This window comes from Methylobacterium sp. TK31, assembly GCF_055361545.1.
The window spans coordinates 4,861,133-4,874,058 of sequence record NZ_CM143964.1 but is presented as its reverse complement, the minus strand read 5'-3'; the positions used below and the strand labels follow the sequence as shown (position 1 = coordinate 4,874,058).

At 71.0% G+C, this 12,926-nt stretch carries 12 protein-coding genes; 3 read left to right on the top strand and 9 right to left on the bottom strand.

The features are described 5' to 3' along the window. The 8 genes from ACXJY8_RS22775 to ACXJY8_RS22740 form a co-directional block, all read right to left on the bottom strand. Nucleotides 1-930 (bottom strand): ABC transporter ATP-binding protein, encoded by a 930-nt coding sequence (locus ACXJY8_RS22775; protein WP_463774210.1) that lies wholly within the window; start codon nt 928-930, stop codon nt 1-3. Next, nucleotides 927-1,958, bottom strand: a complete 1,032-nt coding sequence (locus tag ACXJY8_RS22770; protein ID WP_463774208.1) for an ABC transporter ATP-binding protein — start codon at nt 1,956-1,958, stop codon at nt 927-929. The genes ACXJY8_RS22775 and ACXJY8_RS22770 overlap by 4 nt, the downstream gene beginning before the upstream one ends. A gap of 2 nt (nt 1,959-1,960) precedes the next feature. Next, nucleotides 1,961-2,869, bottom strand: coding sequence for an ABC transporter permease (locus tag ACXJY8_RS22765; RefSeq protein WP_463774204.1), 909 nt, complete (start codon nt 2,867-2,869; stop codon nt 1,961-1,963). 313 nt (nt 2,870-3,182) lie between these two features. Next, nucleotides 3,183-4,127 (bottom strand): ABC transporter permease, encoded by a 945-nt coding sequence (locus tag ACXJY8_RS22760; protein WP_055957014.1) that lies wholly within the window; start codon nt 4,125-4,127, stop codon nt 3,183-3,185. Nucleotides 4,128-4,143: 16 nt separating this feature from the next. Beyond that, nucleotides 4,144-5,634: an ABC transporter substrate-binding protein gene (locus ACXJY8_RS22755; RefSeq protein WP_463774199.1), complete on the bottom strand. Its 1,491-nt coding sequence runs from the start codon at nt 5,632-5,634 to the stop codon at nt 4,144-4,146. 135 nt (nt 5,635-5,769) lie between these two features. Further along, nucleotides 5,770-7,389, bottom strand: coding sequence for a gamma-glutamyltransferase family protein (locus ACXJY8_RS22750; RefSeq protein WP_463774197.1), 1,620 nt, complete (start codon nt 7,387-7,389; stop codon nt 5,770-5,772). A gap of 92 nt (nt 7,390-7,481) precedes the next feature. Continuing rightward, nucleotides 7,482-8,537, bottom strand: a complete 1,056-nt coding sequence (locus ACXJY8_RS22745) for an EthD domain-containing protein (protein ID WP_463774195.1) — start codon at nt 8,535-8,537, stop codon at nt 7,482-7,484. A 48-nt stretch (nt 8,538-8,585) separates the two neighbouring features. Next, nucleotides 8,586-9,662 carry an SDR family oxidoreductase gene (locus ACXJY8_RS22740; protein ID WP_463774191.1) on the bottom strand — a complete coding sequence of 359 codons (1,077 nt, stop codon included), beginning with the start codon at nt 9,660-9,662 and terminating at the stop codon, nt 8,586-8,588. Nucleotides 9,663-9,759: 97 nt separating this feature from the next. On the opposite strand from ACXJY8_RS22740, the gene ACXJY8_RS22735 reads away from it, so the two are divergent. The 3 genes from ACXJY8_RS22735 (at nt 9,760) to ACXJY8_RS22725 (ending at nt 11,249) form a co-directional block, all read left to right on the top strand. Then, the gene (locus tag ACXJY8_RS22735) at nt 9,760-10,137 is read left to right on the top strand and encodes a winged helix-turn-helix transcriptional regulator (protein ID WP_463774188.1); all 378 of its coding nucleotides are present in this window, start codon (nt 9,760-9,762) and stop codon (nt 10,135-10,137) included. A 149-nt stretch (nt 10,138-10,286) separates the two neighbouring features. Then, on the top strand, nt 10,287-10,559 hold the full coding sequence (locus ACXJY8_RS22730; protein WP_463774186.1) for a hypothetical protein: 273 nt from the start codon (nt 10,287-10,289) through the stop codon (nt 10,557-10,559). A gap of 63 nt (nt 10,560-10,622) precedes the next feature. Next, nucleotides 10,623-11,249 (top strand): DNA-3-methyladenine glycosylase family protein, encoded by a 627-nt coding sequence (locus tag ACXJY8_RS22725; protein ID WP_463774184.1) that lies wholly within the window; start codon nt 10,623-10,625, stop codon nt 11,247-11,249. Here ACXJY8_RS22725 and ACXJY8_RS22720 read toward each other — a convergent pair whose 3' ends face one another. Next, nucleotides 11,250-12,821: an amidase family protein gene (locus tag ACXJY8_RS22720; protein WP_463774182.1), complete on the bottom strand. Its 1,572-nt coding sequence runs from the start codon at nt 12,819-12,821 to the stop codon at nt 11,250-11,252. Between the last annotated feature and the right edge of the window lie 105 nt (nt 12,822-12,926).

Genomic DNA, 12,926 nt, shown 5'->3' with positions numbered 1-12,926 from the left:
TCAGGAATAGCGGGTGTCGGCGACCCAGTGGCCGGGGGCGACCTCGACCAGGCCGCCGATGGCATCCGGGTCGGCGTGGGGCAGGAGGGAGGCGGCGCGCAGGCGGGCGCGCTCCTCCACCGGGTTCGGCACCGGCACCGCGCTGAGGAGGCGCCGGGTGTAGGGGTGACGCGGGTCCTCGTAGAGGGCATCCGCCTCGGCGAGTTCCACCACCCGGCCGTGCCACAGCACGGCGACGCGCTGGCAGAGATAGCGCACCATGCGCAGGTCGTGGGAGATGAACAGGTACGAGATGCCGAGTTCGTCCTGCAGGTCCTGCAGCAGGTTCACGACCTGGGCCTGGATCGAGACGTCGAGGGCGGCGATGGGCTCGTCGGCGACGATGAAGCTCGGTTTGAGGGCGATGGCGCGGGCGATGCAGATTCGCTGGCGCTGGCCGCCGGAGAACTGATGCGGATAGCGGCGGGCGAAGCGCGGATCGAGCCCGACCCGGGCCAGCAGGCCCTCGACCTCGTCGCGCCGCTCTGCCCGCGCCATGCCCGGACGGTGCAGCCGGAACGGCTCGGCCACGTAGTCGCCGATGCTCATGCGCGGGTTGAGGGCGGCGTAGGGGTCCTGGAACACCATCTGGATGCGGGCGCGCATCCGGCGCATCTCCGAGGCGCCGAGCTTGGCGAGATCGGTGCCCTCGAAGGCGACGGTGCCGGCGCTCGGCGGGTTCAGCATGGTCACGGCGCGGCCGATGGTGGACTTGCCCGACCCGGATTCGCCGACCAGCCCCAGGGTCTCGCCGGGGCGGATGTCGAAGCTGACATCCTGCACCGCCCGAAACACCGAGCCCTTGCCGCCCCACCAGCTGCGCAGGGGATAGTGCTTGCTGAGATTCCGCACCGAGAGCAGCGGGTAGCGGTCGGCGGATTCGGGATTCATCGCGCGGCCTCCTCGGCGGCGAGCCGCGCCGGCAGGTCGTACCAGGCGGCCACGAGGTGGCCCGGCGCGGCGCCGGGGGCCTGGGCGAGAGGCGGCGCCTCGGTCAGGCAGCGCGGGGTCGCGTAGACGTTGCGGGCGGCGAAGGGGTCCCCCGGCGGCGGATGGCGCATGTCGGGAGGCGCCCCCTCGATCTGGTGCAGGCGCCGGCGCCCGGCCCGGCCCCGGCTGAGGTCGGGCAGCGAGCGCAGCAGGCCGAGCGTGTAGGCACTGCGCGGATCGCGGAAGATATCGTCCACGGGGCCGCGCTCGAGGATGCGGCCGGCATACATGACCTGCACGGTGTCGGCGATCCCGGCCACCACCCCGAGATCGTGGGTGATCCAGACGATCGCCATGCCGATCTCGCGCTTCAGTTCCTGAACCAGGGCGATGATCTCGGCCTGCACGGTGACGTCGAGGGCCGTGGTCGCCTCGTCGGCGATGAGGAGCTTCGGGCGGCAGGACAGGCCGATGGCGATCATCACCCGCTGGCGCTGGCCGCCGGAGAATTCGTGCGGATACTGGTCGAGGCGCGCAGCCGCGTTGGGGATGCGCACGAGGTCGAGGAGGTCGCGGGCCCGTGCCCGCGCCGCGCGGCCGTCGAGGCCGAGATGGATGCGCAGGGGCTCGATGATCTGCGCGGCCACCGTCATGCCGGGGTTGAGCGAGCTCATCGGGTCCTGGAACACGAAACCGATCTGGCCGCCGCGGATGTCTCGGAGCTCGCGTTCCGGCAGGCCGAGGAGGTCGCGGCCCTGAAACAGCACCTGCCCCCCGGTGATGCGGCCGGGCGGGCGCGGGATCAGGCCCAGCATCGCGAGCACGTGCACGCTCTTGCCGGAGCCGGATTCGCCGACGATGCCGAGGGTCTCCCCCTCGGCGAGGGTGTAGGACACGCCGTTCACCGCGTGGACCGCACCACCCTCGCTGTCGAAGGCGACGGCGAGGTCGCGGACGTCGAGCAGGGTCTTCCGAGTCTCCTCCGCCATCGTCAGGTCCTCTGCCGGGGGTCGAGGGCGTCGCGCAGGCCGTCGCCCAGGAGGTTGAAGGCCAGCACCGCGAGGAAGATCGAGGCGCCGGGCCAGATCGCCATCCAGGGCGCCTGCTCGAGGAAGTTCTTGGCGACGTTGAGCATCGAGCCCCAGGAGGGCTCGGGCGGCTGCTGCCCGAGGCCCAGGAAGGACAGGCTGGCCTCGGCGATGATCGCGGCCGCGATGGTCAGGGTCGCCTGGACCAGGATCGCCGGGACGATGTTGGGCACGATGTGGCGGACGGCGATGCGCCAGGGCGGATTGCCGACGGCGCGGGCGGCCTCCACGAACTCCTCCGCCGCCACCGCCTGCACCTGCGCCCGGGTCAGGCGGACGAAGGTCGAGGTCGCCGAGAGGCCGATCGCCACCATGGCGTTGGTCAGGCTCGGACCGAGGAAGGCGGCGAGCGCGATGGCCAGGATGAGGAACGGGATCGCCAGCAGGGCGTCGGTCAGGCGCATGATCAACATGTCGATCACCCCACCCGCATAGCCGGCGAGCAGCCCGAACGGCAGGCCGAGCGCCACCGCGAGGGCCACCGAGGTCAGGCCCGCCCCGAGGGAGGCCCGCGCCCCGAAGACGATGCGCGAGAGCACGTCGTGCCCGACCTCGTCGGTGCCGAACGGGTGGGCCCAGCTCGGCGCGGTGCGGATGGCGCCCCAGTCGGTGGCGATGGGATCGTAGGGCGCGATCCAGTCGGCGAAGACCGCCATCAGGATCAGCGCCACCACGATGACGAGGCCGACCATGGCGGTGCGGCGCGCCTTCAAGCGCGTCCAGAATTCGCGGATCGGGCCCGGCTCGGCGCGGGGGACGGGCTCGGCGGCCGGCAGGGCGACGCCGGCCGGGGCGATGGCGGCCTTGGTCATCGACGCCTCCGCATTTCGGCCCGGCGGGACCGGTCGGACAGGTCTCTGCTCCGGCAAGCCAAGGCATTCGTGAATGGCACCACCGCGTCATTCCGGGGCGCCGCAGGCGAGCCCGGAATCCAGAGCCGCCGACAGTGTGAAGTCTTGCGCCACCTGCGTGTCTGGATCCCGGGCTCCGCTGCGCGGCCCCGGGATGACGCGGTGACAGCTCGGGGATTCTCGGACAACGCCGCACGAACGCGATCACACTGCCCAAATCGGGAGGCCGCACGGGAAGGCCAAGCATGCTGCTGCCGTGGACATGCCGCCATCCTCACGCGCGCCTCAGCTTCGGGTTGACGAAGGCCGCGAGGAGATCGGCCGCGAGGTTGAGGAGGACGTAGGTGGTGGCCGTGCAGATCACGACGCCCTGCACCGTGGCGTAGTCGCGGTTGAACACGGCATCGACCATGAGCTTGCCGAAGCCCGGTACCGAGAAGACCTGCTCGGTGAGCACCGCGCCGGAGAGGAGCTGCCCGAATTCGAGGGCGCCCAGGGTGATGATCGGGATCGCCGCGTTGGGCAGCGCGTGGCGCAGGATCAGGCGCAAGGGCGAGACACCCTTGGCCCGGGCGGTGCGGACGTAGTCCGAGCCGAGCACGCCGAGCATCGCCGCCCGGGTGTGGCGCATCATCACCGCCGCGATGGCGTTGCCGAGGACGAAGGCCGGCATCGCCATCGAGCGCAGGTTCTCGGAGAGGCTCTCGAAGGGCGAGACGTAGCCGGAGGCCGGGAGCCAGCCGAGCTGGACCGAGAACAGCAGGATCATCAGGATGCCGAGCCAGAAGTTCGGCACCGACAGGCCCCAGAGCGCGATGCCGTTGGCCAGGGTGTCGGCCGCCGTGCCGCGCTTCACCGCCGAGAGGATGCCCATCGGCACGCCGATGACGAGGGCCACCAGCATGGCCAGACACGCGAGCTCCAGGGTCACCGGCAGCTTCTCGATCACGAGGTCGATGACCGGCTTCTGCAGGCGGATGGATTCGCCGAGATCACCCTGGAGGACGCCGCCGGCCCAGAGGGCGTAGCGCACCGGCAGGGGCTGATCGAGGTGGTACTTCTGCCGGATGAAGGCGATGACCTCGGGGTCGCGCTCCTCGCCCGACAGGGCGGTCGCCGTGTCGCCCGGCAGCAATTGCTGCAGGGTGAAGATGATCATCGAGGCGATCACCAGGGTGGGGATCGCGAGCGCCAGGCGCTGGACGAGGAAGCGCAGCATCGGCCGGGCTCCCGCTTCAGTTCAGCGTGAGGCCGGTGAAGCGTACGAGGCCGTCGGGATAGGGCGTGAAGCCCGTGAGCTTGTTGCTGTAGGCCCAGAACAGCTTGCGGTGGAACAGGTAGATCAGCGGCCGGTCGGCCATGACCCGGTCGGCGAGATGCTTCCAGGCTTGCGCCCGCTGGGCCGGATCGACCGTGGCGCGCTCGGCGCTCAGCGCCGCGTCCGCCTCCGGGTTGCAGTAGCGGGCGTAGTTCAGCGGCGTCTTGCAGGCCAGGAAGCTGAAGGTGTTGCCGTCCGGGTCGGGCCGGCCGCTCCACGAGTAGAGATAGGCGTCGAAATTGCCCTTGTCGGCGGCGTCCAGCGCCGTGGTGAAATCGGTGGCCTGGAGCTTGACGTCGAATCCGGCCTCGCGGGTCATCGCCTGGATGACCTGCCCCACCTGGGGCGCCTCGTTGTTGGCGTAGACCGTGAGGGTGACGGAGGGCTTGGGGATGCCGGCCTCCGCCAGCAGGGCCTTGGCCTTGGCGACGTCGCGCTTGGGGAGGGGATAGTCCTTCACGTAGGCCGGGTGCTTCGGGGAGACCCACTGGTTGCCGGGCAGGAACTCGCCGCTGAACACCACCTGGTTCAGGGCGTTGCGGTCGATCGCGAGATCGAAGGCGGCGCGCACGCGCGGGTCGGCCACGGCCGAGCCGGCCCTGTTCGGGTTGAAGACGATGGACTGGAAGCCGAGCTCGATGGTCGACCCGACCTTGAGCTTCGGGTCGCGGGTCACCTGCGGCAGGTCGGTGGGGGTCAGGCGCTCCAGGAGATCGAGCTGGCCGGCGCGCAGGTTGGTCAACCGCACGGTGCCGTCGGGGATCGGCCGGAACTCGATGCGCTTGAGGTGGATCTGGTCCTTGTTCCAGTAATCGTCGAAACGCTCGACCACGATCCGGTCCTGCGGCACGCGCTCCACGAACTTGAACGGCCCGGCGCAGACCGGGGCGGTGGAGAACTTGTCGCCGAGACGCTCGGCGGCCTTGGGCGAGACCATCATCCCGGCCCGGTCCGTGAACTGCGCCATCAGCGGCGCGAACGGCGTCTTGAGGACGATCTTGAAGGTCAGGTCGTCGACGACCTCGACCCGGTCGATCGGCGCGATCTCGCCGCGCCGCTGCGAGCCGGGGAGCTTCAGGTGGCGCTCGATGCTGTACTTCGCCGCCGCCGCGTCGAGCTTCTCGCCGTCGTGGAACAGCACGCCCGGCCGCAGGGTCATGGTGAGCGTCTTCTGGTCCTCCGACAGGCTCCAGCCGGTGGCGAGCTGGGGCACCGGCTTCAGGTCGGGGCCGATATCCACGAGCTTGTCGCACATGGCCGCGAAGACCATGCGGCTGGTGAAGGTGCGCGCCAGCGTCGGGTCGAGGGCGTCCGGGTCCTCCATCAGGCCGAAGCGCAAGGTCTGGGCCTGGACGGGAGACAGCGCGGCAATGCCCGCGACGAGGCCGGCAGCGAACAGACGCAGCATCAAGTTTCCTTCAGAACTGGGATCGGTCCGGATCGCAGATCGGCCGCAGGTGAGGGCCGATCGGCGCGAGCCGGGAAGACGTTCGAAAGTGCATACATTATCCGTGCCAGCGGAGCGCTTGGCAACGCCCCGGGCTCACCAGACCGAAACCTGTCCATCGCGCCGGGGATCGCTGGCGCCGACATAACCTTCGGTGCCGGGGTCGCCCATGCGCCAGATGAATTGGCCGGCGCCGAAATCCTGGTAGCTGTCCTCGATGACGTCGACGCGGTGGCCGCGCTCGACGAGCCCCTGCAGGGTCGCGGCCGGCATCGCGGCTTCCGCGTTGATCTCCAGGCCGGCATTGAAGCGCCAGCGCGGTGCGTCGCAGGCGGCCTGCGGGTTCTGGCCGTGGTCGATCATCCGCACCAAGGTCTGCATGTGGCCTTGCGGCTGCATGTTGCCGCCCATCACGCCGAAGCTCATCACGGGCGCGCCGTTCTGCGTGAGGAAGCCCGGGATGATGGTGTGGAAGGGCCGCTTGCCCGGCGCCACCACGTTGGGGCTGGCCTCGTCCAGCACGAAACCGTAGCCGCGGTTCTGCAGGGACAGGCCCCATTCGGGCACGACCACGCCGGAGCCGAAGCCCATGAAGTTCGACTGGATGAAGCTCACCATCATGCCGGATTCGTCGGCGGTGGTGAGGTAGATCGTGCCGCCCCGGACCGGGTTGCCGGCGCCGAAATCCTGGGCACGGCGCGGGTCGATCAGCTTCGCACGCCCCGCGAGGTAGGCCGGATCGAGCATCGCCTCCGGGGTCACCTCCATGGTGCGGGCGTCGGCGACGTAGCGGTAGGTGTCGGCGAAGGCGAGCTTCATCGCCTCGATCTGCAGGTGCTGTGCCTCCGGCCCGTCCACGGCGAGGCCGGCGAGGTCGAAGGATTCGAGGATGCCGAGGGCGATCTGCGCGGCGATGCCCTGCCCGTTCGGCGGGATCTCGTGGAGGGTGTAGCCCCGGTAGTCCTTGGCGGTCGGCGTCACCCATTCGGGCCGGAAGGCGGAGAGGTCCGCCACATTCATGGCGCCGCCATGGGCCGCGGCGTGCCGGGCCATGGCCTCCGCGATCTCGCCCTCGTAGAAGGCGCGCCCCTTCGTCTCCGCGATGGCCCGCAACGCGCGGGCGATGCCCGGCAGGGTGACGCGCTCGCCCACGTGCGGGGCACGGCCGCGGGGCAGGAAGGTCTCGGCGAAGCCCGGCTGGCGCACGAGATCCGCGACCCGCGCGGCGGCGGCCCATTTCTGCTGCACCACCACCGGCGCGAGGTAGCCGCGCTCGGCGATGTCGATGGCGGGCTGCAGGAGATCGGCGAAGGGCAGCTTGCCGAAGCGCTCGCTTAAGGTGACCCAGGCGGCGACGGCGCCCGGCACCGTGACGGAATCCCAGCCCCGCATCGGCGGCCGCTCGGCCGCCCCGTATTTCCGGGCGAAGTAGTCGGGGGTCCAGGCCGCCGGCGCCCCGCCCGAGGCGTTGAGCCCGTGCAGCTGCCGGCCGTCCCACAGGATGCAGAAGGCGTCCGAGCCCAGCCCGTTGCTGCAGGGCTCGGTGATGGTCTTGGCCGCCGCCGTCGCGATGGCGGCGTCCACCGCGTTGCCGCCCTGCCAGAGCATGCGGATGCCGGCCTGGGCCGCGAGGGCGTGCGAGGTCGAGACCATGTTACGGCCGAAGATCGGCATCCGCACGGTGGGGTAGCCGGTGGTCCAGTCGAACGGCGTCATCGGAACGAACTCTCACGCATCGGGGAATCCGCCGATGATGGAGACAAACGCCGGGGCCGCCAAGTCGAGCGGGCGGCTCCGGCGGGTTTCGCTCAGCGTTCCGTCTCCCGTTCCGGCATCAGGCGGTTGATGACGCTGTAGTTGATCGCCGTCCAGAACTCGGAGGTCTCCGGATCGGCGAGCGCGTTCTCCGCCGCTTCGATCACCGCATGGTCGGGCGCCACCAGGAAGTCTTCCACGTCGTTGAGGGAGTCGAAGGACAGGACCGAGATCCCGTCGATCTTCGAGCCCTCGGGATCATCGGCCTGGGTCGAGCCGAACGGGTGGAGCTGGGCATAGCGGCGGACGTACTGCGCGGTCGCTGCCTGGGCGCGGACGAGGTCGGCATGGGCCCCGAGCCAGGCCGCCTGGAAGTCCGTGCGCGACAGGTGCGGCCGGCGCCGGTGGATCTTCACGAGGCTGACCGGATCGCGGTGGCGCGCGCTCGGGATCAGGATGTATTCCCGCGCCACCTCGCGGGTGACCATGCGGAAGGCGGTCCGCTCGTCCGCGATGATGCGCGTCGCGTATTGCTCCTGGCCGAGCACGGCCTCGATGTCGTCCGTCTCCGCGTAGGCGATGTAGGCGAAGCCGTCGAAGCTCGGGCGCCGGTAGGCCGGCACCTGCGCGGCCGGGTCGGGCACCAGCCGGCCCTCGGCGTCGACCATCGCCCGGTAGGGCGGCCGGAAGCCGGAGGACGGCCCCGATGCGACCCGGTGGACCTGATCGTAGCGCAGCACCCGGTCGTTCTGCGTGCCCGGCTCCTCGTAGGCGAATTTCGGCCCGTGCACCTTCCGCCAATACTCGTCCCAATGCTCGAAGGCGAGGTTGGGATCGGGCTCCAGTGCCACGGCCTCGGGATGGCGTTCGGGACGCATCACCGACCGGCCGTCGCGGCCGATATTCGACCCCTCGTCGCGCGGGCGCCGGTCGCGGGGCGTGTCGTCGCTGCGCGAGACGAAGGTCGGCGTCACGATCAGGGGCTTCACGGTCGAACGGGTCGCTCCGCCATGGGGCGGCCGCTGCAGCATGTCCGAGCGGGCGAGGTCCGGAACTCTGGCGGGATCGGTCTTAAGAGTCGGATCGGTCTTGGAAGTCGGATCGGTCATGGAAGGTCCTTCGCGCCGAGGGGATGAGGCGGGCGTCGGGGGCGGCCGTCAGGGGATGACCCGCTCGGCCCGCAGGCGCGCGAACAGGTCGAAGAACGCGTCGTCCGTGGCCTGGTAGTCGAGGAAGCCGAGGCGCCGGCTCTTGCTCATGTCGGTGACGACCTCGATCGGCCGGCCGAGATCCGCGTCCGTGTGCCAGGCCGAGGCGAGGCGCCCGAGATCGGCCTCCTTGAGGCCGTGCCGCGCGGCGAGTTCGGCCCAGAGCGGGGCGGCCCCGTCCATCTGCTGCTCCAGCGGCAGGATCGTGCCGTCGAAGGGCGCCGGCTCGACGCCGAACCACGCGGCGATCCGGCCCCACATCCAGCTCCAGCGGAAGACGTCGCCGTCGACGATGTTGAAGGCCTCGTTGCGGGCCGCCGGCGTGGTCGCCGCCCAGGCGAGCTGGCGCGCCAGGATGCGCGCGTCGGTCATGTCGGTCAGCCCGTTCCACTGGGTGGCCGAGCCGGGAAAGCGGAACGGCCGGCCGGTCTCCCGGCAGAGCGTGGCGTAGACGGCGAGCGTCACGCCCATGTTCATGGCGTTGCCGAGTGCGTAGCCGATGATGGTGTGGGGCCGGTGCACGCTCCAGCCGAAGCCGTCGCGCTCGGCGGCGGCGAAGACCTCGTCCTCCTGCGCATAGTAGAAGTTCTCGACGTCCAGTCGGCCCTGGTCCTCGCGGAACGGTGTCGCCGGCAGTGTGCCCTTCCCGTAGGCCTCGAACGGCCCGAGGTAATGCTTGAGGCCGGTGACCAGGCCGACATGCTGCACGCCGTCTCGCCTGGCGCCTTGCGGCCGCAGGGCGTCGAGGAGGTTGCGCACCATCGCGCCGTTGACGCGAATGTTCTCGGCCTCCGTCTCCTGGCGCAGCCAGGTCGTGATGAATACGTCGGTGGGGCGGATCTCTGCCAGCGCACCGCGCAGGCTCTCCGGGTCGAGCAGGTCGGCGGCCACCGGCGTCACGCCGGGCAGGTCGGACGGCGGGCGCCGGGCGAGGCCGGCCACGGACCAGCCCTCCGAGACGAGATGGCGGGCGAGGTTGTTGCCGACGATGCCGCTGACGCCGGCGATGAGGGCCGTCCTGGTCATGAATGTCTCCATCTTGATCTGAACCGGACCTATGGAGAGAGTGCAGCCCCGACCAGACGGCACCGGTTGGGGTCATAGGCACCGGAAGGTAACCACGATGGAGAGGCTGAGCGCGGATGCGGAGTGGCGCGAGGATTGTGCGCCGCGTCGGGTGCTCGAACTGTTCGCGACCAAGTGGACGAGCATGGTGCTGCACACGCTCCACGCCCGCCATGACGGGCGCGCGCGCACCGGCGTGCTCCAGCGCAGCCTGCCCGGCATCTCGAAGAAGATGCTGACCCAGACCCTGCGGGACATGGAGGCGAGCGGGCTCCTGACCCGGCACGTGGCCGGCACGGTGCCCCCCGCGGTGGAGTATCGCCTCACCGACCTCGGCGGCCGCTTCGTCGAGCCGGTGGAGCTTCTCTACGCCTGGGGTCGTGCCAATGCCGACGCCCTCGACGACCTGAAGCCCCGGCCGACCTCCCGGCGCTGACAAGCCGGAGTTCCGCCCGGGCCATCGGCATCCGCACGCGTTCTCACGAATTCTGTGACCTTTCCGCGTCTCGGCCGTTGAAGAGGCATGCCGAACCGGTCGCGATGACGTGACCGGCCATCCCGAACCAACGACGCGAGGTCCCTTTCATGAAGTCATTCGTCATCGCCACCGCCCTCCTCCTGACCCCCGTCGCCCTCGCCGGCACGGCCCAGGCCCAGGGCACCATCCGGGGCGCCGAGCGCGGCGTCGAGGACGGCAACCGTGCGGCCGGCCCGATCGGCGGCGTGGTGGGCGGCGCCGTCGGCGCGGCAACCGGTACGGTCGGGGGCGTCCTCGGTGTGGATCCGGATCGCCGCGAGGACCGGATCGAGCGGCGCGAAGAGCGCACCACCATCACGCGCGAGCGTCGCGACCGCTGAATTGACCGCCTCGGCCCCCGCTCGGGGGCCGAGGCCTTCCCGTGCCCGTCCCCGCCGGACCGCATGACGCCCGATCCCGATCCGCACGCGCACCTCCTGGCCACCGCCCGGGGGTTGTCCGACTCGCTGCACGAGGCTCTCGCGCGCCTGGGGCCGGTGCCGATCGACCCACCCACCCACGCGCATGTGGCCGACCGCCTCGCCGTAGAGGTCGTCAACCAGCAGCTCTCGACCCGGGCCGCGGCGGCGATCTGGGGCCGCGTCGAGGCCGCGGCGCTGCTGCGAGCTATGTCTCCCCGCGACCTCTTCGTCGAAGACCACGCCGAGACCCTGCGCGGCTGCGGCCTGTCCGGCGCCAAGGTGCGAGCCGTGCTGGCCATCCGCGCCGCGGACGAAGCGGGCCTGTTCGGGGCGCCCCTCGCCACCCTCCCCCACCCGGAACGCTCGGCGGTCCTGCGCAGCATCAAGGGCGTCGGGCAGTGGACCGCCGACATGATCGGCATCTTCCACTACCACGACCCGGACATCTGGCCGGCCGGCGACGTCGCCGCCGTCGGCAGCCTGCGGCGCCTGACCGGCTGCACCGACACGCAGGCCTACACCCTCCCCTTCGCGCCCTATCGCTCGCACCTCGCCCGGGCGATGTGGCGGGTGCGCGATCTCGTGCCGGCCCCGACCCTGGCGGCCTGATCAGCGCCCGGCGAGTGACGGGGTGCTCGCCGGCGGGCGTCGCGGGTTCGTCGCCTGTTCGAAGGCGTAGGCAAGGCCGAGGAGCTTCGATTCGCTCCAGGGCTTGCCGAGAAGGTCCATGCCAACCGGCACGCCCTCGGGCGCCGTCTCGGTGGCGGCCGAGAAACCGGCCGGGACGTCGATGGCGGGGAAGCCGGTGAGCCCGGCGACGATCCCGTTGCGGTCCGCCTGGTTGAGTTCGCCGATGGGCACCACGAGGCGCTTCTGCAGCGGGTAGACCAGCGCGTCGAGGTTCTGGGCCGCGAAGACTTCGGCGACATGCGCCTTCAGGGCGGCGATCCGGCCGAGGCGAGCCTTGTATTCCGGGTCGGCCATGCCGTCCCGGCGCGCGTCCGCGGCGGTCAGGAACTTCTCGAGGGCGGCCCGGTGGAACTGTCCGGAGGCCAGGATGCCGGCGAGATCCTTGTGCGGCGCGTTGGGAATGGTGGCGAGATACCCGTTCATCAGCGCCTTGAACTCGTAGGTCTGCACGTCGTCGTCGCGGTTGAGGGCGTCGGCCTCGAAAGCCGGGTCGTCGATCCGCACCAGGGTGGCGCCGGCCGCCTCCAGGGCGTCGAGGGCCTTCTGCATGACGCGGTTGACCTCCGCATGCTCCGGCTTCGTCCCGAACAGGGCGGTGACGACGCCGAGGCGCGCGCCCTTCAGGGCGTCGGGCTTCAAGGCCTCGGCATAGCTTCCCGCGACCTTTCCGGCGGCTGCGGCGGTGAGTGGATCGGCCGGATCGGTTCCCGCCATGGCCTGCAGAAGGGCCGCCGCATCCGCCACCGTGCGGGTGATCGGCCCGATGGCGTCCTGCGTCTTCGAGACCGGCATGATGCCGGCGAGGCTGATCAGCCCCTGCGTGACGCGCAGGCCCACGAGGTTGTTGGCCGAGGCCGGCGAGCGGATCGAGTTGACGGTGTCGCTGCCGAGGCCGCCGAGGGCGAAGCCGGCCGCCATGCCCGCGCCGACGCCGCCGCTGGAGCCGCCGGGGGTGCGGGTGAGGTCGTAGGGATTGCGGACCTGGCCGCCCAGGGAACTCACCGAGACGCCGCCGAGGGCCAGTTCCTGCATGTTCGCCTTGGCCAGCACGATGGCGCCGGCGGCGCGCAGGCGGGCCACCGAGGTGGCGTCCTGCGCGGGCTGCGCTACCGCGAGGGCGGCCGAGCCGCCGGTCGTCGGCACCTCGGCGGTGTTGTAATTGTCCTTCAGCAGCAGGGGCACGCAGCCGAGCGGCTTGGCCGCGCCCGCCGCACGGTCCGCATCGTAGGCCGCGGCCTGCGCCAGGGCCTGCGGGTTCACCGCCCGGATCGCCGCGAGCTTCGGGCCGGCCTGGTCGTAGGCGGCGATGCGGTCGAGATAGCCCTGGACGAGCGCGCGGCAGGTGATGCGGCCGGAGGCGAGCGCCTCCCGGACCCCGGCGATCGTCGCGTCCGCGACGTCGAAGACGGCGGGCACGGGGCTCTGCGCCGAGGCGGGTGCGGTGTGGGCGAGGACGGCGGCGAAGCCGAGGACGGCGGCAGGCTTGAACATGAGATCCCGTTGCTGATCGGTGATGCCTGCTCGGAGGCATTCTTCATACCAGGGCAATACGGACGGCGTCCGGCCGCCCGCACCCCGGTGATCGAGGCCCGCCGG